Here is a 20,305-nt window from a genome sequence, read left to right on the forward strand (position 1 = left end):
GCCGATGGAGCACTTCATGCCCGGCTGATGCCATCAAAGGCATCAGCTCAATCCTCTGCCGGTGCGGCAGGAGGCGTGATGTCACGCATTGCGCGACCGCCTTATACAGTCCAAAATCCACCCTACACGAGGGGGACCCATGTTTGACAATCTGACCCAGAAACTGACCCAGACCTTCAAGAATTTGCGCGGCCAGGGACGGCTGAGCGAGGATAATATCCGCGACGCCCTGCGCGATGTGCGGCTGGCGCTGCTGGAGGCCGACGTAGCCCTGCCGGTGGTCAAGGACTTCATTAATAACGTCCGCGAAGAGGCCATGGGCGAAGCCGTGATCAAGAGCCTCACGCCGGGGCAGGTCTTCGTCAAGATCGTCCATGACGAACTGGTGAAGTTGATGGGCGCGCACAATGATCGCCTCGATCTCAGCGCGCGTCCCCCGGCGGTGATCCTGCTCGCCGGCTTGCAGGGCTCAGGTAAGACCACCACCAGCGCCAAACTCGCCCTGTGGCTCAAGGACAAGGAAAAGAAGCGTGTGCTGATGGTCAGTACCGACGTCTATCGTCCTGCCGCCATGGAGCAGTTGGCGCATCTCGGTAAAGACATTGCGGTGGATGTGTTCCCTTCCAGCCCCGATCAGCAGCCGGTGCGCATCGCCCAGGATGCGGTGGAAGCGGCGCAGCGCGGCGTCTACGACGTGCTCATCGTCGACACGGCGGGGCGTCTGCACGTGGACAGCGAAATGATGGCCGAGGCGCAGGCCCTGACCGCGGCGGTCAAACCGGTGGAACTGCTTTTCGTGGTCGATGCCATGACCGGTCAGGATGCGGTGAATACCGCCAAGGCCTTTAACGACGCCCTGCCGCTGACCGGCGTGATCCTCACCAAGGCGGATGGTGACGCCCGCGGTGGCGCGGCCCTGTCGGTGCGGGCCATTACCGGCAAGCCCATCAAGTTCATCGGGATCGGTGAGAAGATTCGCAAGGGCCTGGAACCTTTCTATCCGGATCGTATGGCCTCGCGCATTCTGGGCATGGGCGACATTGTCAGCCTGGTGGAGCAGGTCCAGCAGGACGTGGACCAAGATCAGGCCCGGAAAATGACCGACAAGCTGCGCAGCGGCAAGGGCTTCGATCTGGAAGATTTCCGCGAGCAGCTGCGCCAGCTTGAGCGCATGGGTGGTATGGCCAGTATCATGGATAAGCTGCCCGGCATGGGTGAGTTGCCCGCCGAGGCGCAGAGCGCCATGCAGGATGGCAAGTCGATGCGCCGTCTGGAGGCCATGATTAACTCCATGACGCCCGGCGAACGACGTCATCCGGACATCATCAAGGCTTCGCGGCGGCGGCGGATCGCGGCGGGTTCCGGCACGACCGTCACCGAGGTCAATCGCCTGCTCAAGCAGTTCGAAATGATGCAAAAAATGTTCAAAAAAATGGGTAAGGGGGGCCGGGGGCTCAGCCGTTTGCTGGGGATGAATCCAAAATCGATGTTGAAGGGCGGATTACCCTTCCGTTAGAGCTTGTTTTTAGTTACGATACGCGCCTTTCTCCCGCACAGAGGGAGAGGATCATGGCTAAGGAGAACACATGGTAGTCATTCGTATGGCCCGGGGCGGCGCCAAGAAGCGGCCTTTTTATCACATTGTGGTGACCGACAGCCGTAGCCGTCGGGATGGTCGTTTTATTGAGCGCCTGGGCTTTTACAATCCCATTGGCGCAGTAGCCGAGCTGCGGATCAACAAAGAACGCGCCGCTTACTGGTTGAGCCAGGGTGCCCAGCCGTCCGACACCGTCGCCGGCTTTCTGAAGAAAGAAGGCGTGAGCAAGACGGGTGTTGCCGGCGTCTGACGCCGGGGAGTGGGTGGTGCTGGGGCGGGTCTCCGGCATCTATGGTGTGCGCGGTATGGTAAAGGTTTTTTCTTTTACCGAAGAGCGCGACGCCATCCTCGACTACTCGCCTTGGTATCTCGGCCCGGCCCGGCGCCCTTGGGTGCTGGAAGACGGGCGTATGCAGGGCGAGGGTGTGGTGGCCAAGCTTGAGCAGGTGGATGACCGTGAGCAGGCGCGTGCCCTTATCGGGCAGGAGATCGCGGTGCTCAGGGCTGAATTGCCTGATCCGGGAGCTGGTGAATTTTACTGGAGCACGCTGATCGGGTTGCGGGTACTGAACCGAGAGGGTGTCGCTCTGGGCACCGTGTCCGCTTTCCTGGAAACCGGGGCGAATGACGTGATGGTGGTCGACGACGGTAAGGGCGGTGAGCTGCTCATTCCGTGGTCGACCGAAACCTCTGCGGGTGTGGATCTGTCCGTCGGGCGGATTGTTGTGGATTGGCAAGCCGACTGGTGATGCGTTTCGACGTCATCACCATTTTCCCAGGGCTGATCCACGGTTATTTGCAGGAGGGCATTGTCGGACGCGCGTTGACCCGTGGGCTGATTGATGTGCAAACCTGGAACCCGCGGGATTTCAGTGACAGCACCTACCGGCGGGTGGATGACCGCCCTTTCGGCGGCGGGCCGGGCATGCTGATGATGGCGCCGCCTTTGCTGGCGGCTATTGCGGCAGCGCGGCAGGCCAATCCGGGGGTGCCGGTGATTTACTTGTCGCCCCAGGGGCGGCGCTTGCAGCAGCAGGCGGTGCAGGATTTCGCGGCGTTGCCGGGCTTGATTTTACTGGCAGGCCGTTATGAAGGCGTTGACGAGCGGGTGCTGGCGGCGGTGGATGCGGAATGGTCCATCGGCGACTACGTGCTGGCGGGCGGTGAGTTGCCGGCGCTGGTGCTGATGGAGGCGGTGGCGCGGCAATTGCCGGGTCTGCTGGGTCATGCGGATTCGGCGGCGGAGGACAGTTTTGCCGCATCTGGTTTGTTGGACTGCCCGCATTATACCCGGCCCGAAGTGGTGGCGGGGGCAAGTGTTCCGGAGGTGCTGCTATCCGGAGACCATGGGCGTATCCGCCGCTGGCGTTTGCAACAGTCGCTAGGCCGTACCGCCGAGCGGCGCCCGGATTTGCTGGAGCAAAGAGGTTTGCAGGCGGATGAAAAAGAATTATTGGAAGAGTATCGCCGTCAGGACGGAGAAACGCAGTAATACTAGGCTAAGGAGTTGGGTATGAACATCATTGACGAAATTAATCAGGAACAAATGAAGTCGGTACTGCCGCCTTTTGGTGCGGGCGATACGGTAGCCGTTCACGTAAGGGTGAAGGAAGGCGACCGCGAGCGTATCCAGATTTTTGAGGGTATTTGCATTGCACGCCGTAATCGTGGCCTGCACTCTGCTTTCACGATCCGCAAAATCTCCAACGGTGAAGGGGTGGAGCGCGTGTTTCCCTCCTATTCGCCGCTGGTGACCAAAGTGGAAGTGAAGCGTCGTGGTGATGTGCGCCGCGCCAAACTCTACTACCTGCGTGATCTTTCTGGTAAGGCCGCACGCATCAAGGAAAAGTTGGGCTGATGCAGTCTGACGCGACACCCGGCCATGGCTGGGTTCGGGTTGGATGAGGGGGTGCTGACGCCGGGTTCGCGGGAGATCCTCGAACACTGGCGTTCTGCTTCTGTACCTGAGCGGGAAATCCTCTGGGCCGATTCCGCTCAGCGCTTGGTCTTGCGCGCTGCCTGGCAGCAGAGTTTGTTGCCGCACTGGTGGGCCGCCGCCGCAGATGCGCAGGCCCTGCAGATTGTGGCGGACACCCTGGCGCTCCTCGCTGATGCGGAGTCTTTGCCCCCTGCACTGTTGGCGACCACCTTACAGGTGCAGGAGGCATCGCTGGTGAAACCAGCAGCCGTGCTGCCCGCAGCGCTGAGGTCTGAGGCCGCCAACCCCATGCCCTTGGACATGGAGGCGGACACCTTCGCCAAGGCTATTGAAGACGGTGATCTGGAGACGTTGGCGCCGTTGCTGTTCGGTATGGCGGAGGACGAAAATGCCCGGCGAATCGTCCTTACCCGGCTGGCCCAGCGCCTGGCCGATGACAATCATGCCCAAGGCCTGCGCACCATTCTCTATGGACAGTGGCATGATGCCGCCGCCAATCTCCCCGCGCGGCCTTTCTCACTGGGGGCGATGGCGCTTTTGCAGAGTCACTGGCAACTGCCTGCCGGGGTGGCGGTAGTGGTTCCTGAAGGGCGTGCCAGCCGCGAGCAGGCCACGGACAAGCCCCTGCTCCACGCTCTGCGAGAACGCGATTTACCCGCCTTCATGGGGCGTATCCGCGCTCTCGGCGACCAGCCCCTGGACGCCATACGCCAGCTTTTCCTGACTGTTACCCTGATGATCATTGAGGGTGGTGGCGGCACGGACCCTCTGCCACTGATCCGTCTCTATGTCTGGCTCGGCACTTTGCTGGCCTTACCGCACCGCAGTTTGCGGCAGGCGCGGAAAGTATTGTTCAGCGTCGCAGCGACTACTTTTGGCTTTGCCGGATGGCAACGCCAGGAAGATTGGCCGGATTTCAGCACGCTGGCCGCTTATCGTGAACGGGCAGCCACGGAACCAGTACCTGCGCCATGGAGTTGGCAGAGTGCATTGTATGCCGCCGCTGCCGATGCCGGCCCGCAGTGGTGGTTGCAGGTGGCAGAACGTGGTGTGGCACAAGGTTGCCCAGCGGGTTTCTGGTCCTTGTGGCGCACTGCGCAACGCGCCGGGTCCTTGACGGGAGGCCCATTGGCATGGATTCACCCCCTGGTAGTGACGCGTCTGTATCTGGATTGAATGGCGTGTGTCCTGAAACAACGCTACTTTGTCCTCCATAGACCAATCAATGAGTACCGTATCTGCCGCCCTGTCGGCCGATCACCAGCAGATCGATGCCTTTCTCGACGCGCTTTGGCTGGAAAAAAACCTCGGCGAAAATACCCTTGCCGCCTACCGGCAGGATCTTCTGCAGGTGGCCGTCGCGCTCGCGGCGCAAGGTCTGAGTCTGGATACCGCCGATGAAGGGGTACTGACGCGCTTGCTGGGGCAGAAGTTACAATCCGGAGCGGCCTTACGCTCCGTGGCCCGGCTGCTTTCCAGCATACGCCGCTTCTATGGTCACGCAGAGCGGGAGGGCTGGGTGACCTGTGATCCCAGCCGCAATCTGCAAAGTCCCCGTCTTGGTCGCGCGTTACCCCATGTTCTCAGTGAAACAGAAATAGAGGCACTGTTGCTGGCCCCCGATTGTGCACGCCCTTTGGGACTGCGCGATGCAGCCATGCTGGAGTTGATGTACGCCTGCGGTTTGCGGGTGTCGGAGCTGGTGAATCTGGAGATGCGCCAGGTAGACCTCAGCGCCGGTCTGGTGGTGGTCTTTGGCAAGGGTCGCAAGGAACGTCTGGTGCCCATGGGGGAAGTGGCCGCCGGACGTATGGCGCAGTATCTGCAAAGTGGTCGTCCGCAGATATTGGGCGAACGCATCAGTGCCGCCATTTTCGTGACCAGACGCGGGGCGGCCATGACGCGGCAGCGTTTCTGGCAAAACATTGAGCATTACGCCCAGTCCGCCGGGATTACTCAAATAGTGTCGCCGCATAGTTTGCGCCATGCCTTTGCCACCCATCTGCTGAATCATGGCGCGGATCTGCGCAGTGTGCAGTTGATGCTTGGCCACGCGAATCTTTCCACCACGGAGATTTATACCCATGTGGCGCAGGCGCGTTTGAAGGAATTACATCAGAAGCATCACCCGCGCGGGTGATGCCTGTATTGTCGCGCCGTTACTTCTTAGGCAAAGTCACCACCACATAGATGCTCGCCTTGCCCTGCCGCACCAGCAACGGGATGGGTTGATTCGCAGGCAGATTGGCAACAATGTGCTTCAACTCGATGGGACTATTGACGTCCTGCTGATCAATCTGCTGGATGATCATGCCCGGCATAATCCCGGCTTCCGCTGCCGCCCCCTCACTGACTCCGACCACCACGACACCGTGATGTACGTTCAACTGTTTCTCGATGTTGGGGGTCAGAGACTGGACATGGATGCCCATACGGGAGACCTTGCCCACTTGGGCAGGCTGGGAAGCTTCCTGGCTGCCGGAAGGCCCTGCCATGCTTTTGGGTAGGGCGGTAACCAGGACATCTTTGGTTTCCGCCGCACCGCGGTGGAGGATGCCGACCCTGGCATGCGTGCCCGGCAAGGTATTGCCAACCATAGGTGGCAATTGCCCGACATTGTACACCGGCTTGTTGTTATAGGTGACAATGACGTCACCGGGCCTGATGCCTGCCTTGGCAGCCGGGCTGCCCGGCATGACGGAGGCGACGAGTGCACCCACCGGTTCCTTGAGATGCAGCGCTTGCGCCATGGGCGGTGTGACATCCTGCACTTCCACGCCCAGATAGCCGAACTGGATCGCCTTGTGGTCCTTGAAGTCTTGCACCACCCGCATCACGGTATTGATGGGAATCGAGAAAGACAAGCCCATGTAGCCGCCGCTGTTGGTATAGATTTGATCATTGATGCCCACCACCTGGCCCTTCATGTTGAAGAGCGGTCCGCCCGAGTTGCCGGGATTGATGGGCACGTCGCTCTGGATGAAGGGGATGTATTCGTCATCGGGCAGTGGGCGGTTCATGGCACTGACCACCCCTTGGGTCACGGTGTTGTAAAAGCCGAAAGGCGCGCCGACGGCGAGTAGCCATTGGCCGACCTTCATGTCATCCGAGTTGCCGATGGGCACGGTGGGCAGGTTCTTGGCGTCGATTTTGAGCAGCGCCGTGTCATAACGTACTGAAAGACCAATCAGCTTGGCCGGGTAGGCGTGGTGATTGGTGAGGGTGACGACGACATGGTTGGCGCCGCGCACGACGTGGCCAGCAGTGACAATATAGCCATCGGGACTGATGATGAAACCGGATCCGAGCGATTGGATTTTTTCATGCTGCTGTGGACCTGAACCGTTTTGTCCGGGGGCCATGAAGTGATGAAAAAACTGATAAAAAGGCGAATTGGGTGGAAAAGGGTTGGCCTGCTGGTGGATGACCTTATTCGTGGTGCTGCTGATATTCACTACCGCTGGGCCGTAACGGTCGATAATCGGGGTAAAATCCGGCAGAGCGACCAACGCCTGTTGAGGAGCTGTGTTCGTCGAGATAGACAAAGCTGGTGCTGTAGGTGCATCGGCTTGTGCCCACTCCGTTGCACCCAGTGCAAAACCAAAACACGCCGCTACCACGGCAGTAACTACCACTTTACGGCGCTTCAACATGGAATTCGGGCGATCATTCGCCATATGATTCTCCTTCGGGTTTTTGTCTTGCAACGTCTTGCAACTCGGTACGTTCCGGGTTTGACTCCGGGAGTAGGCCGGGAGTTCCAGCCAATCAGCACAACATAGCACATAAATCGCAGTGGGAGACGACAATAGGCAGAGCAATGTCCTCAGTGCAAAGCGCGGGACAGCCGGGTCCGGTAGCGTTCCACCAGAGGCCCCTGATTACCCTGCAACGCGAATATCTTCAGTACGGTTTTGCGGGCCAGGCCGTCCTGATAGTTTTTGTGGCGTTCAACCATCTCGATAAGCTGGTCCAGGGCCGCTTCTTCCCGCCCTTGCAAAAGGAGGAGCAAGGACCGCTGATACATGGCCTGCGCACGGAGATCGCCCTTTTCGCTGGCGATGCTGGCTTCCAGTTCGGTCATGGGTGGTACGCTGCGGACTGCCTCAGTGAATTCCAGCAGGGCTTTCAGTCCTTCGACCTCAGTTTCCATCTGGAAGGTGGGGGACATGGCGTCGATCTGAATTTGCGCGTCGGCATGGCGGCCCTGCTGGATGGTTAAACGGGCCAGTGCCAGGCGCGCCGGATCGTTCTTGGGGTTGAGGCTGATGGCCTCCTTCAGCAATGTCTCGGCCTCTGCGGCTTTGCCCTGGGCAATGGCGTCAAGGGCCTGCACGCGCAGATCGTCACCTGGCAATGGCAGGTTTTTCTTGATGAACTGACGCACGGCGGATTCGGGAAGCGCCCCGGTAAATTCATCGACGACTTCGCCGTCCTTGAAGGCCTTGACGGCCGGGATGCCGCGTACCTGATACTGGCGCGACAGGTCGGCATTCTCGTCAGAGTTGACCTTGGCGAGCACGAAGGCGCCGTCCATCTCCGCCGCCAGTTTTTCGAGGATGGGACCCAGGGCCCGGCAGGGCGTGCACCAGGGCGCCCAGAAGTCGACCAGTACCAGCACCTTCCGGGATAATTCTATGACGGCTTCCTGAAAATTGCCGAGATTCACTTCGAGAACGTGTCCACTGACTGCCATACGAACTCCTGCGAGAAGAGATGAAGAAGATAGACCGCACCTGCCTTTATTTACCGTTTAGGTATGGTCAAAACGGGGTGTTTTCAAGGCGCGGCTGGCTTCCGGGGCGGTTACTGCCGTTCAGCTTTAGCCAGGGCGTCCAGCACGGACTGGAGCAGGCTACGCCCGAGGGGTCCCATGCCGCGCTCCAGTTTGAGGCGGTCGTACTGGCCCCGGGAGAGGGGGCCAAGGGCCGCGCCCATGCGCGCCATATCGCCGCCGGCCCGCTGCATCTGACTGGCCATACGGCCCAGCCAGGCGAGGGCTTCCGGCTCACCGCGGCGGGCGGCGAGGATAACGCCGGCCAGACCGGGCGCGGCGAGGGTGGGATTAGCCGGGTCTCCGGCTTTGGGCAAGGTCTCTGGATTTTGCAGGCCCATGAGGATGGATTCGACGATAGTGCCGTCTTCTTCGTCCAGTCCCTGCAGCAAATCCGGCGCACGCTGCCCGGCTAGTATGTGGCGGATGACGGCGACCAGATCGCCCCAACCATTGGCGGCGGCGACGCGCAGATTTCCTTCCAGCGGCGCCCGGAGATGGACATTCTGGCAGGCGGCGACGACCTGCAGGATGAGCGCCGCGTGGGCGCTACGGATCTGCTCTCTGCGTTCGGGAAGGACGGGCATGCGGTGAACTCCAGTCAATGGTTGCCGGTTATTTTGCGGCATTGGCTGCGGGTGTGCAAAAAGCTCAACGATTGAGATGTCGCGCCAGATAATGCCCGGTATGGGACAGGGGATTGTGCGCCACTTCGTCCGGCGTGCCGGTGGCGATGATCTGGCCGCCGCCGGAACCCCCCTCGGGACCGAGGTCGATGACCCAGTCCGCCGTCTTTATGACGTCCAGATTGTGTTCGATAACGACGATGGTGTTGCCCGCATCGGCCAGCTTCTGCAGCACCTCCAGGAGCAGGGCGATATCATGAAAGTGCAAACCGGTGGTGGGCTCGTCAAGGATGTAGAGGGTCCGCCCGGTGTCGCGCCGGGAGAGTTCCCGGGAGAGCTTGACGCGCTGCGCTTCGCCACCGGAGAGGGTGGTGGCCGACTGACCCAGACGCAGGTAACCCAGGCCCACATCCAGCAGGGTCTGCAATTTCCGGGCGACGGAGGGGACGGGGTCAAAAAAGGCCCGCGCATCCTCCACCGTCATCTCCAGGACCTCATGAATGTTTTTGCCCTTGTAGTGGACATCCAGGGTCTCGCGCTTGTAGCGTTTGCCGCCGCAGACGTCGCAGGGCACATAAATGTCCGGCAGAAAGTGCATTTCCACCCGGATTACGCCGTCGCCCTCACAGGCTTCGCAACGCCCGCCCTTGACGTTGAAGCTGAAGCGACCGGGATTGTAACCGCGAGTGCGCGCCTCGCCGGTGGCGGAGAAGAGTTCGCGGATGGGGGTGAAGAGGCCGGTGTAGGTGGCCGGGTTGCTGCGCGGGGTGCGGCCGATGGGGCTTTGGTCGATGGCGATGACCTTGTCCAGTTCCTCCAGCCCACGAATTTGCTTGTGCGGCGCAGGGCTCTGGCTGCTGCCCATGAGCACGCGGGCGCAGGCGGGGTAGAGGGTGTCGTTGATGAGGGTCGATTTACCGGAACCGCTGACCCCGGTGATACAGGTGAAGAGACCGATGGGGATACGCGCATCCACCGCCTTCAGATTGTTGCCGGTAGCACCCCGCACCTCCAGCCAGCGCTGGCTAACATTGCTGCGTCGCCGCTCGGGGACGGCGATGCAGAGGTTACCGGTCAGATAGCGTCCGGTCAGCGAGTCGGGGTTAGCGCGGATTTCTTCGGGTGTTCCCTGGGCAATGACTTCGCCGCCGTGGGTACCGGCGCCGGGACCCATGTCCACCACATAATCGGCGGCACGGATGGCGTCTTCATCATGTTCGACGACGATGACGGTATTGCCGAGATCGCGCAGATGTTTGAGGGTGCCGATGAGGCGGTCATTGTCGCGCTGGTGCAGGCCAATGGAAGGTTCATCGAGGACGTACATCACCCCCACCAACCCCGCACCGATTTGTGAGGCGAGGCGAATGCGCTGCGCTTCACCACCGGACAGGGTTTCGGCGGAGCGGTCGAGGCTGAGGTAGTCAAGACCCACATCCACCAGAAACTTCAGACGACTGCCGATTTCCTTGAGAATGCGCTCGGCGATGAGGGCTTCCTGCCCTTCCAGTTGCAGATGGGTGAAGTGTTGCAACGACTCGCGGATGGACAGCGCCGAGACTTCCTGAATGGCCAGCGGGCCAACCCTGACCATGCGCGCTTCTTCACGCAGGCGGCTGCCATTGCAGACCGGGCAACGCAGGCGGCCCATATAGCGCATGATTTCTTCGCGGACGAGGCTGGACTGGGTTTCCCGCAGGCGCCGTTCCAGACTAGCAATAACGCCCTCGAAGTTCAGCTTGTGGCTGCGCGCCCCTTGCTGGACGGTGATGCGTTCGGGGCTGCCGTGGAGAATCTGCTCGCGAATGCCGTCAGGCAAATCCCGCCAGGGGGTGTCCAGGGAAAAATGAAAGTGTGCGGCCAGCGCCGTGAGCAGGGGCGCGTAGTGCTCCTGATGGCGCTTGGTCCAGGCGGCGATGGCGCCGTCACGCAGGCTCAGTTCCGGATTGGGGACGATCAGATCGGGGTCAAAAAAGGTGATTTCGCCGAGGCCGTCACAGCGCGGACAAGCCCCGGCGGGATTGTTGAAGGAGAAGAGGCGCGGCTCCAAGGGCGGGAAGGAGCGCCCGCAACCGGGGCAGGCATGGTGAGCGGAAAACAGTCGCTCTTCCGCATGCTGTGGTCCCATGAGGACGGCGATGGCCTGATCCTCGGCGAGGCTGAGGGCGGTTTCCAGCGATTCGGCCAGGCGCGGCCCGCTATCGCCGCGCAATACCAGACGGTCGATGACGGCCTCGATGCGATGCTTGCGCTTTTTGTCCAGCGCGGGGATTTCGTCCAGTTCGAGGAGTTGACCATCCACCCTGGCGCGGATCAGACCACGGGCGCGCAGGCTGCTGATGATGTCCTCGTGGCTGCCTTTGCGGTCACGCAGCACCGGCGCCAGGATCATGAGCTTTTCGCCTTCGGGCAGAGCCAGGAGCTGATCGACCATCTGGCTGATGGTCTGACTCTGAATGGGTGCGCCGCAGCACCATGGGGTGCCAGCACGGGCATAGAGCAGGCGCAGATAGTCGTGAATCTCGGTGACGGTGCCGACGGTGGAGCGGGGGTTATGGGAGGTGGATTTCTGCTCTATGGCGATGGCGGGGGAGAGCCCCTCAATCGCGTCCACATCGGGTTTGCCCATGAGGGAAAGAAACTGGCGGGCATAGGCCGAGAGACTTTCCACATAGCGGCGCTGACCCTCGGCGTAGAGGGTGTCGAAGGCCAGTGACGACTTGCCCGATCCGGACAGGCCGGTGATGACGATGAGGCGGTCGCGCGGTAAGGTAAGGGAGATATTCTTGAGGTTGTGGGTGCGCGCGCCCCGGATATGGATGTGTTCCATGCAGCCGACATGCTCTTTTTGGAGACAATGGGTTAGTATAAAGCTTTCGGGGACGGTCGTCCCCTGCACATAAGGAGATCAGACGATGGCGGGAGTGAACAAGGTCATATTGTTGGGGCATCTGGGACGGGACCCGGAGATGCGTTATCAGCCCAGTGGCGGCGCCATCGCGAACTTCAGCATCGCGACTTCCGAGACCTTCAAGGACAAGGAAGGCAACAAGCAGGAGCGCACCGAATGGCATCGGGTGGTGCTCTTCGGACGCACCGCGGAAATCGCCGGCGAATACCTGCGCAAGGGCAGCATGGCTTATGTGGAAGGCCGCCTGCAGACGCGCAAGTGGACCGACAAGGAAGGACAGGAGCGCTACACCACGGAGATCGTCGGCGATCGTCTGCAACTGGTGGGCGCGCGTGGGGGCGGTGGCGGCGGTGCGGCCAGCTTCGATGAGGAAGATCAGTCCCGGCCAAGTGGCGGCGGCAGCAGTGCGGGGAGTTCGCGGAAGAGTGAGATGCCGCCGGCGCCGGCGGAGGATTTTGATGATGACATTCCGTTTTGAGTTCTCACCTAGTTAACAAATGTTAACTACATCCCGGTAGGCCTTGTGCTTACTGGGTGCGAGACAGCCGGTCATAAACTTGGCTTCCGAGCCATTTGGAAACGAGATCTTGCATCTCCGGCTTGCCCATGTAATCGGTGAACAGCTCCTCGTTGAGCTCCATTCGTTCGATGAACAGTGATTCCAGCACCTGCCGGAACACGAGCTGGAACTTGTCGAGGGAGTTGACTTCGGCGGCTTTCTGCAGCAACTCGTTCTGGCTCGCTGCTTCAGCGATCTGATCGAAGAACAACTGGTCCGCCTCGTTCAACTCGCCGCCGAAGCGCTGGTTGATGATGTCGATCAGGCGAGACAGCGATACGTGCTCCTCGCGTACCATGCCGGTACCCACCTCGCGGGGACCGTCCAGCGGCTTCGCGTAACCCTCGTTCAGGTTGATCGAGCCTTCACTGATCTTCTGCAGGCGGTAGTAGTCGAGTTCGACCTCCTCGTCGAACTGGTAGCCCGGCCCGCTCTTGCGCTTGGGCAGCTTCAGCGTGAGGTGGCGTAGATAGGTGAACAGCTTTTCCAGATCGCTGTCCTGGTAGGGGATTACCTGGCTCAGGAAGCTGTACAGATTGCGGAAGGCCTGCAGCTTGCCGCGCCATAGCTCCGTTTCCTCTTCTTCCGTGTTCTGCAGCTGCACGAAGCGCGCGACGGCCCGATCCAGAATCGCGTTCATCGTCTTGTGGTCGCCGGGGCTCTGCCGGCGCTTCGGCGCAAAGAACACGCGCGCGAACTCGGCCACCTCGGTATGCAGGTAAATGCCCGAGGCATCGAGCTCGGCCTTAACCTCGTAGAGCTTGTCGGGATCGACCTGCTCGCCCATGACCGAGCCTTCGTAGTACTGGCGAAAGGCCTCCTGGATCCCGGCCGGATCATTGACGAAGTCCAGTACGAAGGTGTCGTCCTTGAGCGGATGGGTACGGTTCAGGCGCGAGAGTGTTTGCACGGCCTGAATGCCCGCCAGGCGCTTGTCCACGTACATCGTGTGCAGCAGCGGCTGATCGAAACCAGTCTGGTATTTCTCGGCCACCAACAGCACGCGGAATTCCGGCTTGGCGAAGGTGTCGGGCAGTTCCTTCTCCCTGATGCCGCCATTCATCTCGACCTCCGTGTACGACTTCTCCGGGATCTTGTCGTCTTCCACGGTGCCGGAGAAGGCTACCAGGCTCTTGATCGGATAACCCTTTTCCTGAATGTAGCGGTCGAACTCCTGCTTGTAGCGCACCGCTTCCAGCCGCGAACCGGTCACCACCATCGCCTTGGCACGCCCGCCGATCTTGTGACGGGTGAACTGCTGGAAGTGTTCCACCATCACCTCGCCAACTTCAAGGTGGAAACGCGCGATCTCTTGCGACGTGGCGGTCGCTGCCATCAGGTCCATGTCAGGCGAGACCCGGTCGTTCTTGTAGACATCAGTGTAGTTACACAGCCGAACAGGTAACTCGTCGTCGAACGAATGCTTGTCAACATTGCTGACGGCGAAATCGCATGTGGTCTTCAGTGGGACACGCCTCCAGCCATCGGGGAGAAAGGCCAGCAAATCGGTGCTGCTCACTCGGTCACCTCCCGCAACAACGCCAGAATCCGCTGCTCTACGCCGGCCAGTTCTGCATCGATCTCATGCAGCGGCCTCGGTGGCTGGTACTGGAAGAACTCGCGGTTGAAGTTGATCTCGTAGTCCACCTTGCCGATGCCGCCGTCTTGCTCGTCCAGCGTCTCGCGGTCGATCCAGGCGTCCACCCCATGGAAGCGCAGGTGGCTTAGCCCGACTGGCGGTTCACCCAGCGCGGGGCCATCGCCCCGGGCCTTGCCGCCAGTCAAGCAACGGTCAAGCAACGGAACCCATGTAAGCATTTGATTTTCTGTTGCAATACTCGCCAATCGGCCAGGAAGGGGGGAGCCGGTCAAGCAACGGTCAAGCAACACGGTCGTACTCATCGCGCCCACCTCGGCAGGTATTTGCGGGCGCGGCTGCCCACGGTCTCGTCGTGGCAGCAGATAAAGCCTGCCGCGATGGTGTCTTTGATGACGCGCGACACCATGGAGCTGTTCTTCTCGTCGATGCCGAAGCGTTTGCGCAAGGTCGTATTGGTCATGTAGTCGCGCTGGACATAGCGCAGGCAGGCGTGCAGGTAGCAGGCGCGGACCCGATCGGTCTTGTCCATGTCGCGGAACTCGCGATGCGCGAAAAGGACGGCGCGGGTGTGCTCGTCGCTGGTCTCGAACAAGGGGGCGGGCAGTTGATAGAACTCGGTCTGGGAAACCACTTTGTCCACGCCGCTGCCGCGTTCCTCGCAGACGCCGATGCGACGCATGAAGGAGGCCAATGCCTCGTTGCGCGACCTGGGTGGGCTGTCCAGAAAACGGTGCGTCTGCACCAATGGCAAGCCGGGATTGGTGATTTCCATGCGGTCGGCAAAGATTTCCACCATCGGGCCGGTGCCGGTGAGGTGGAAGTCCTGGTGGATGACGGCGTTGGCGATTAGCTCGCGGATGGCCAGTTCCGGAAATATCGGAACTTGCCTGCGCAGGGCGCGACCGATTACTTCGTTGCTGGGCAAGAGCCCGGTAACGAAGTCGATCAGGCCTTGGAAGCCGGTGGCATAGCCTTTCCCGCCTTCCTGTTCGCGCACGGTTTCCACGCGGTTGGTTCCCTTGTACAGCACCACGCGTACTGCCTTGCGCTGCAGCGTGCGAAAATCGACCAGTTTTCTGGCGAACAAGATGGCCCCAAGATTGGTGATGTTCCATCCACCCGCAGCCTGGGTGACCAGGCCGTCATTGGCGAGCGCGCAGAGGATGGCCCCACGTCCTTCGGGCATGGGCTGGCCGAGCAGCTCGAAGTAGGCTGGGTAGTCGATCAGCCGCAGCACCTCTTCGCCCGTAATCTTTTCGGCAGCCACTTCCCGTTCGAAGGGGGTCTGGTCGAAAACACGCCAGAGCTCCCGCTCTTTCTCCGGAAAGTCCTTCAGTCTCTTCTTGTAGGAGCCGACGCGGATGAACTCGGTGCTCTTGAACTGCACCGGATGGCGAAAAGCAGCTCCAATTTCCAGAAGCACGACGCGCTTGTTGCTGGCCTCGAAGATATGGAAGCGGAAATTGATCCTGGGCGAAAGCAGGCGCAGCAACCAGCTCTCCAACTCCTCGTTGCCCACCTTGGCGGCAGACGGATCAAAGCGAGTGCCGACCACATCGTGCGTGGTGTCGTCGACGCCCCAGACCAGATAAGCCTGAACTTTTCCCGACAACGCCGCGGCGTTGGAGAGGGCGGAAAGGTACTGACCCATCTCGTCGGCATCATCGTTGTTGTGCTTGAACTCGACCCATTCGGTTTCGCGAGGCAGTTTGCGCAGCTCTGCCAAGATGCCGAGCATTTCGTCTTCCGGGCGGCGAATACTCACTCCGTTACCTCCCGCAACAACCCCATGATCCGCTTCTCCACCGCCTCCAGCTCGGCATCGATCTCATGCAGCGGCCGCGGTGGCTGGTACTGGAAGAACACGCGGTTGAAGTTGATCTCGTAGCCCACCTTGCCGATGCCGCCGTCCTGCTCGTCCAGCGTCTCGCGATCGATCCAGGCATCCGGCACGTAGGGGCGCACCTCGCGCAGCACGTAGCTGACGATGTCCTCCTTCAGCGGGATGTTCTCGGCATCCTTGAGCGCCGGGTCGGGTTCGTACTCGATATGCTTGCCCTTGCCGTCAGTGTGCAGGCCCAGCAACTCGTACAGATCATCCTTGCCGAGGTCGGCGGGCAGGGTCTGGCCGGGGAACAGGGCGGCGCGGTCCAGCGACTCGACCTTGTGGTGTTTGGCGATGACGGGCGCGGCCTCGGGGTCCACCGTCGTGAAGCAGTCTCGGAAGATCTTCTTCTGCGCCGTGCCCTTGGTGCCCTTGGCCCAGCCTTCGACATCGTCGGGCAGGATCTTGAACACCTGCTGCACGGTGTCCCAGGTCGGGTTCCAGTCCAGCAGCGGCTCGGTGCCGAGGGCGTCCTGTACGGCCTGCAGGGCGTCGTATAGCTCGGGGCAGGTGTTGAGGAAGTGCTCACGGGCCTCCTCGGTGATCTGGAACCGCAGGCGCAGCGGGCGCAGCACGGTGATGCGGCGGTAGCCGAAGTCCGTGTTGTCGAAGACGCGGCTGGTCTGGCTGTTGTCCGGCGCGCCGTGTTCGCGGGTGACGGCGTCGAGTGCGGCCTGATCGAGGTGGCGGCGCTTGTCGCCGAGGCTGCGCTTCATCGGCGTGTAGCGCTCGCGGGCGTCGATGAGCTGGATCTTGCCGCGGCGAGTGGCGGCCTTGCGGTTGGTGACCACCCAGATGAAGGTGCCGATGCCGGTGTTGTAGAACATCTGCTCGGGCAGGGCGACGATGGCTTCGAGCTGGTCGCGCTCGATGATCCAGCGGCGGATTTCGCTCTCGCCGCTGCCGGCGCCGCCGGTGAACAGTGGCGAGCCGTTGAAGACGATGGCGGTGCGCGAGCCGGGCTTGTCGCGGTCGCCTGCCTTGTAGTCCTGGAACTTGCTCATCATGTAGAGCAGGAACAGCAGGGCGCCGTCGTTGATGCGCGGCAGTTTGCCGTTGTAGCTGCGGAAGTTGGGCCAGCGGTCGATGGTTTTCTTTTCGGCCTTCCAGTCCACGCCGAAGGGCGGATTGGCGAGCAGGTAGTCGAAGCGCTGGTCCGGAAAGGGGTCGTCGGTGAGGGTATTGCCCAGCACCACCTGGCCGTCCTTGTGGCCCTTGATCAGCAGGTCAGAGGCGGCCACGGCATAGGAGCGCGGGTTGTAGTCCTGCCCGAAGACCTTGACCGTGGCCTGTTCGTTGTGGGCGCGAATCCAGTTCTGCGCCTCGGCCAGCATGCCGCCGGTGCCGCAGGCCGGGTCGCAGATGGTGACGATGACGCCAGCCTGGGTGAGCACGCTGGTGTCGGGCTCCAGCAGCAGGTTGACCATGAGCTGGATGACTTCGCGCGGGGTGAAGTGATCGCCCGCCGTCTCGTTGGCAGCTTCGTTGAAGCGCCGGATCAGATCTTCGAACACCAGATCCATGATGATGTTGTCGACTTTGCGTGGATGCAGGTCGATCTCGGCGAACTGGGCGACCACCTGGTACAGGCGGTTGGACTCTTCGAGCTTCTCGATCTCCTTGTCGAACTCGAAGCGCTCAAAGATCTTGCGGATGTTCTCGGAGAAGCCGGCGATGTAGTCGGCCAGATGGCGGCCGATGTTGTCGGGGTCGCCCTTGAGCTTGGGGAAATCGAGCTGGCTGTGGTTGTGGAAGCCCAGCGGCGTGCCGTGTTCATCCTTGGCCAGGTTGTTGAGGATGGCGTCGATATTGGGGATGCCCTTGCTGCTCAGTTGGGCATGGCGCTTGAGCACGGCCTCTTTGCTCGGCGCCAGCACGGCATCGAAGCGGCGCAGCACGGTCAGCGGCAGCATCACACGCTCGTACTGCGGCGGGCAGTAGGGGCCTCGCAGCAGGTCGGCGACGGACCAGATGAAATTGGCGAGTTGTTGGAAGCTGGCGCTCATGGGCGAATCCTGCAAATGGTTGTTGTGTGGGATGCGCTGCATATCATCCGACCTGCCCCGTGCCTTGTTGTTGATCCGAATCGCCTTTTTTGCTCTTCGGTTTGGCTCAGTTCTGGCCGATAAGCCCGGATTTGAGCCCGGTTACGGGAGACAGTAACGTGTACCACTGCGTACCCCTTCTGACTGTAGCTTCTCGTCTTTGACCAATTGTTCGATTCCGCGCCAGATACGCTAACGCGGAATCTCCAGACTGATGCGCTGGTGAATGTCACCAATCTTCGACTGCGGGTAGCGCCCGACATCTTCCACAATCAAGGCCAGCAAGCCGGTGGGGTTCGATGCGCATCAGCGTGTGCAGCATGTTCTGCGGTGTGACGCCAAGTGGCAAGGGATCGGGATTGACAACTTCCAGCCGGTCAGGATGCAGATTCAGGAATGTTTTATTCATGGCCTACCGCCTCCGACCGCAGCAATCAATGGCAAAGGCTGTAATTTATCAGGTGTGACGTGAGTGGACTATCTTTTGATAGAAAATGAATCGCTGATTCGCTTGTCTTGCTGATTGAACAGCGCGTTCATGAGGACTTGATGATTCAGCGCACGGCCGAGAACGACAAGATCGTGACCCGCTATATGGACGATGGTGATTTCCAGCGCACGGCATTCCCGATACTGGCACGCGAGATCTTCGAGGCGGTGCATGCGACGCAAAAAGCTACGGGCGATGGTGCCTAATCATGGCACTGGCAACCCTATCTTACCTCCCCAACGCCCTTTCGATTTTCTTGTCCGTCTTGTACTGACTCAGCGCATACACCGCCCAGATGGCTGCGGGCACCCAGCCGATCAGCGTGATCTGCAAAATCAGGCAAATAATCCCCGCAATCGGGCGGCCAATAGTGAAAAACACCAGAAATGGCAGAAAAATAGCTAAAAACAGACGCATGTGCTCCCCCTCTAGGCCTTCTCTTGTCGCCTGTCCATACTACGGCTGGTGCTGTCGGTGCTTCAAGCCCTTGCCGCACTTTTACCGGGCAAGCGCTGCCTTCTGCTAAACTCCGGGCCAGACACCCCAGGGATGCGCCCGTGCCCGCCCTCACCTACAGGAGCTATAGTGACCGCCGCTAAACCAGACCGGACTCAAAGACTGCGTGTGCTGCGCCGCTGGGCGCTGGGTTTGTTGCTGGGGGCGCTGGCGCTGTTTCTGGTGGCGGCAGCACAGGACTTTGCCGGGCCTTGGGCCTGGGTGGGGGCCTTTGCGGAGGCGGCCATGGTGGGTGCTTTGGCGGACTGGTTTGCGGTGGTCGCGCTCTTCCGGCATCCCCTGGGATTGCCCATTCCGCACACGGCGATCCTGCCGCGGAACAAGGCGCGTTTGGCGCGCCGTCTGGCGGAGTTTATCCGCGACCACTTTCTGGAGGCCGAGGCCATTGTGCGCCTGTTGCGCCGCGCCGATCCGGCCACTTGGCTGGCGCAGTGGCTGAGCGATGCCGGGAATAGCGCGCTATTGGCCCGGCAGATGACGGTCTTGCTCCAACAAGGGTTGGCCCTCAGTGACGACCGCGAATTGCGCATCGTCTTGCGCGCCGCGTTGGGACGGCAACTGCAGGGCATAGACGGCGCGCGCTGGGTGGGGAGTATTCTGGCGCTGCTGACCGAAGATCACCGGCACCAGGCACTGCTCGACGACGGCGTTCAGCGTCTGCGTCGATGGCTGGATGGTGAAGATACGCAGCATCTGCTGGCCGATCAAATCGGGACGATTCTCAAGCGCGCCTATCCGACGCTTTTCGCATGGATGGGGGCGGTTATGGACCCGGCCACGCTGAGTGAGAATCTGGCTCGCAATCTGGTGAGGGCGGCGCATCAGTTGTTGCAGGAAATCGCGGATGACCCGGAGCATCCCCGCCGCCTGGCCTTTGATCGCTGGATGCAGGATGCCATCCTCCGTTTGCAGACGGATGCCGCCTTCCAGGCTCGGGTGCAGCGCTGGCAGAATGGTTTGATCGCCCATCCGGCGGTGCAGGCCTATGTGGATGGCTTGCTCCGCGATCTGCGCTCCTGGCTGGAAACCGACTTGCAGCGCCCGGATTCCCGGTTGCAGGGACAGGTGCAGCGTTTGTCCCAGCAACTGGGCCTTTTCCTCGGCGAGCAGCAGACATTGCGCGACGCGCTCAATGGCTACCTGGAGGACAGCGCCCGCCGTCTGGCGCCGGCCCTGCGCGATGGTCTGGCCGAGCATATCGAAGCGACGATACATGCCTGGCCGGATAGGGACATGGTCCTCCTCCTGGAGGAAGGGGTGGGTACGGATCTGCAGTACATTCGCGTCAACGGGACGCTGGTGGGCGGAATGATCGGTATTGCCATTCATGCCCTGGCTCTGGTGGTGCCGTTGCTGATATAGC

20 protein-coding genes are annotated in these 20,305 nt (G+C 61.0%); 10 read left to right on the forward strand and 10 right to left on the reverse strand.

Annotated elements, in window-relative coordinates; all coding sequences use genetic code 11:
- Positions 1-139 precede the first annotated feature (139 nt).
- The 7 genes from ffh (at position 140) to xerD (ending at position 5,676) form a co-directional block, all read left to right on the forward strand.
- Complete coding sequence (ffh, locus tag PJU76_RS01575; RefSeq protein WP_271780200.1) at positions 140-1,516, forward strand: signal recognition particle protein; 1,377 nt, start codon at positions 140-142, stop codon at positions 1,514-1,516.
- Positions 1,517-1,586: 70 nt separating this feature from the next.
- The gene (gene rpsP / locus PJU76_RS01580) at positions 1,587-1,847 is read left to right on the forward strand and encodes a 30S ribosomal protein S16 (RefSeq protein WP_271780201.1); all 261 of its coding nucleotides are present in this window, start codon (positions 1,587-1,589) and stop codon (positions 1,845-1,847) included.
- A complete protein-coding gene (gene rimM, locus PJU76_RS01585) occupies positions 1,831-2,346 on the forward strand; it encodes a ribosome maturation factor RimM (RefSeq protein WP_271780202.1) in 516 nt (171 codons plus the stop codon). Before rpsP ends, rimM begins: the two co-directional genes overlap by 17 nt.
- Complete coding sequence (gene trmD / locus PJU76_RS01590; RefSeq protein ID WP_271781023.1) at positions 2,346-3,089, forward strand: tRNA (guanosine(37)-N1)-methyltransferase TrmD; 744 nt, start codon at positions 2,346-2,348, stop codon at positions 3,087-3,089. The genes rimM and trmD overlap by 1 nt, the downstream gene beginning before the upstream one ends.
- A 21-nt stretch (positions 3,090-3,110) precedes the next feature.
- A complete protein-coding gene (gene rplS / locus PJU76_RS01595; protein WP_064219946.1) occupies positions 3,111-3,455 on the forward strand; it encodes a 50S ribosomal protein L19 in 345 nt (114 codons plus the stop codon).
- Between the two features lie 24 nt (positions 3,456-3,479).
- Positions 3,480-4,712, forward strand: a complete 1,233-nt coding sequence (locus PJU76_RS01600) for a hypothetical protein (RefSeq protein WP_271780203.1) — start codon at positions 3,480-3,482, stop codon at positions 4,710-4,712.
- 49 nt (positions 4,713-4,761) lie between these two features.
- Positions 4,762-5,676 (forward strand): site-specific tyrosine recombinase XerD, encoded by a 915-nt coding sequence (gene xerD / locus PJU76_RS01605; protein WP_271780204.1) that lies wholly within the window; start codon positions 4,762-4,764, stop codon positions 5,674-5,676.
- 19 nt (positions 5,677-5,695) lie between these two features.
- Here xerD and PJU76_RS01610 read toward each other — a convergent pair whose 3' ends face one another.
- The 4 genes from PJU76_RS01610 to uvrA all read right to left on the reverse strand — a co-directional run bounded on the left by PJU76_RS01610 (position 5,696) and on the right by uvrA (position 11,766).
- Positions 5,696-7,213 carry a Do family serine endopeptidase gene (locus tag PJU76_RS01610; protein WP_271780205.1) on the reverse strand — a complete coding sequence of 506 codons (1,518 nt, stop codon included), beginning with the start codon at positions 7,211-7,213 and terminating at the stop codon, positions 5,696-5,698.
- A 149-nt stretch (positions 7,214-7,362) separates the two neighbouring features.
- Positions 7,363-8,232, reverse strand: a complete 870-nt coding sequence (gene trxA, locus PJU76_RS01615; RefSeq protein WP_271780206.1) for a thioredoxin — start codon at positions 8,230-8,232, stop codon at positions 7,363-7,365.
- A gap of 110 nt (positions 8,233-8,342) precedes the next feature.
- Entirely contained in the window at positions 8,343-8,897 is a 555-nt protein-coding gene (locus PJU76_RS01620; protein WP_271780207.1) for a hypothetical protein, read from the reverse strand.
- Positions 8,898-8,961: 64 nt separating this feature from the next.
- Complete coding sequence (uvrA, locus tag PJU76_RS01625) at positions 8,962-11,766, reverse strand: excinuclease ABC subunit UvrA (RefSeq protein WP_271780208.1); 2,805 nt, start codon at positions 11,764-11,766, stop codon at positions 8,962-8,964.
- A gap of 85 nt (positions 11,767-11,851) precedes the next feature.
- On the opposite strand from uvrA, the gene PJU76_RS01630 reads away from it, so the two are divergent.
- Positions 11,852-12,325 carry a single-stranded DNA-binding protein gene (locus PJU76_RS01630; RefSeq protein WP_271780209.1) on the forward strand — a complete coding sequence of 158 codons (474 nt, stop codon included), beginning with the start codon at positions 11,852-11,854 and terminating at the stop codon, positions 12,323-12,325.
- Between the two features lie 49 nt (positions 12,326-12,374).
- On the opposite strand, the gene PJU76_RS01635 is transcribed toward PJU76_RS01630, so the two are convergent.
- From PJU76_RS01635 to PJU76_RS01655, 5 genes are all read right to left on the reverse strand, one after another.
- The gene (locus tag PJU76_RS01635) at positions 12,375-13,925 is read right to left on the reverse strand and encodes a type I restriction enzyme subunit R domain-containing protein (RefSeq protein ID WP_271780210.1); all 1,551 of its coding nucleotides are present in this window, start codon (positions 13,923-13,925) and stop codon (positions 12,375-12,377) included.
- A complete protein-coding gene (locus tag PJU76_RS01640) occupies positions 13,922-14,308 on the reverse strand; it encodes a hypothetical protein (RefSeq protein WP_271780211.1) in 387 nt (128 codons plus the stop codon). Before PJU76_RS01640 ends, PJU76_RS01635 begins: the two co-directional genes overlap by 4 nt.
- Positions 14,305-15,771 (reverse strand): ATP-binding protein, encoded by a 1,467-nt coding sequence (locus tag PJU76_RS01645; RefSeq protein ID WP_271780212.1) that lies wholly within the window; start codon positions 15,769-15,771, stop codon positions 14,305-14,307. Before PJU76_RS01645 ends, PJU76_RS01640 begins: the two co-directional genes overlap by 4 nt.
- Positions 15,768-17,897, reverse strand: coding sequence for a type I restriction-modification system subunit M (locus PJU76_RS01650; protein ID WP_271780213.1), 2,130 nt, complete (start codon positions 17,895-17,897; stop codon positions 15,768-15,770). Before PJU76_RS01650 ends, PJU76_RS01645 begins: the two co-directional genes overlap by 4 nt.
- A gap of 268 nt (positions 17,898-18,165) precedes the next feature.
- Positions 18,166-18,345 carry a hypothetical protein gene (locus PJU76_RS01655; protein WP_271780214.1) on the reverse strand — a complete coding sequence of 60 codons (180 nt, stop codon included), beginning with the start codon at positions 18,343-18,345 and terminating at the stop codon, positions 18,166-18,168.
- A gap of 140 nt (positions 18,346-18,485) precedes the next feature.
- On the opposite strand from PJU76_RS01655, the gene PJU76_RS01660 reads away from it, so the two are divergent.
- Entirely contained in the window at positions 18,486-18,632 is a 147-nt protein-coding gene (locus PJU76_RS01660) for a hypothetical protein (protein ID WP_271780215.1), read from the forward strand.
- A 22-nt stretch (positions 18,633-18,654) separates the two neighbouring features.
- Here PJU76_RS01660 and PJU76_RS01665 read toward each other — a convergent pair whose 3' ends face one another.
- Positions 18,655-18,843 (reverse strand): YqaE/Pmp3 family membrane protein, encoded by a 189-nt coding sequence (locus PJU76_RS01665; RefSeq protein WP_009569363.1) that lies wholly within the window; start codon positions 18,841-18,843, stop codon positions 18,655-18,657.
- Positions 18,844-19,011: 168 nt separating this feature from the next.
- Here PJU76_RS01665 and PJU76_RS01670 point away from each other — a divergent pair, with 168 nt between their 5' ends.
- On the forward strand, positions 19,012-20,304 hold the full coding sequence (locus tag PJU76_RS01670) for a DUF445 domain-containing protein (RefSeq protein ID WP_271780216.1): 1,293 nt from the start codon (positions 19,012-19,014) through the stop codon (positions 20,302-20,304).
- The last annotated feature ends 1 nt before the right edge of the window (position 20,305 follow it).

The organism is Acidithiobacillus ferriphilus (assembly GCF_028215975.1).
Taxonomy (GTDB): Bacteria; Pseudomonadota; Gammaproteobacteria; order Acidithiobacillales; family Acidithiobacillaceae; genus Acidithiobacillus; species Acidithiobacillus ferriphilus.

What these genes read in the sequence shown, in the direction of transcription:
- ffh (WP_271780200.1), top strand. Translation starts at nt 140, where the DNA reads ATGTTTGACAATCTGACCCAGAAACTGACCCAGACCTTCAAGAATTTG.
- rpsP (WP_271780201.1), top strand. Translation starts at nt 1,587, where the DNA reads ATGGTAGTCATTCGTATGGCCCGGGGCGGCGCCAAGAAGCGGCCTTTT.
- trmD (WP_271781023.1), top strand. Translation starts at nt 2,346, where the DNA reads ATGCGTTTCGACGTCATCACCATTTTCCCAGGGCTGATCCACGGTTAT.
- rplS (WP_064219946.1), top strand. Translation starts at nt 3,111, where the DNA reads ATGAACATCATTGACGAAATTAATCAGGAACAAATGAAGTCGGTACTG.
- PJU76_RS01600 (WP_271780203.1), top strand. Translation starts at nt 3,480, where the DNA reads ATGGCTGGGTTCGGGTTGGATGAGGGGGTGCTGACGCCGGGTTCGCGG.
- xerD (WP_271780204.1), top strand. Translation starts at nt 4,762, where the DNA reads ATGAGTACCGTATCTGCCGCCCTGTCGGCCGATCACCAGCAGATCGAT.
- PJU76_RS01610 (WP_271780205.1), bottom strand. Translation starts at nt 7,213, where the DNA reads ATGGCGAATGATCGCCCGAATTCCATGTTGAAGCGCCGTAAAGTGGTA.
- trxA (WP_271780206.1), bottom strand. Translation starts at nt 8,232, where the DNA reads ATGGCAGTCAGTGGACACGTTCTCGAAGTGAATCTCGGCAATTTTCAG.
- PJU76_RS01620 (WP_271780207.1), bottom strand. Translation starts at nt 8,897, where the DNA reads ATGCCCGTCCTTCCCGAACGCAGAGAGCAGATCCGTAGCGCCCACGCG.
- uvrA (WP_271780208.1), bottom strand. Translation starts at nt 11,766, where the DNA reads ATGGAACACATCCATATCCGGGGCGCGCGCACCCACAACCTCAAGAAT.
- PJU76_RS01630 (WP_271780209.1), top strand. Translation starts at nt 11,852, where the DNA reads ATGGCGGGAGTGAACAAGGTCATATTGTTGGGGCATCTGGGACGGGAC.
- PJU76_RS01640 (WP_271780211.1), bottom strand. Translation starts at nt 14,308, where the DNA reads ATGAGTACGACCGTGTTGCTTGACCGTTGCTTGACCGGCTCCCCCCTT.
- PJU76_RS01650 (WP_271780213.1), bottom strand. Translation starts at nt 17,897, where the DNA reads ATGAGCGCCAGCTTCCAACAACTCGCCAATTTCATCTGGTCCGTCGCC.
- PJU76_RS01655 (WP_271780214.1), bottom strand. Translation starts at nt 18,345, where the DNA reads ATGAATAAAACATTCCTGAATCTGCATCCTGACCGGCTGGAAGTTGTC.
- PJU76_RS01660 (WP_271780215.1), top strand. Translation starts at nt 18,486, where the DNA reads ATGATTCAGCGCACGGCCGAGAACGACAAGATCGTGACCCGCTATATG.
- PJU76_RS01665 (WP_009569363.1), bottom strand. Translation starts at nt 18,843, where the DNA reads ATGCGTCTGTTTTTAGCTATTTTTCTGCCATTTCTGGTGTTTTTCACT.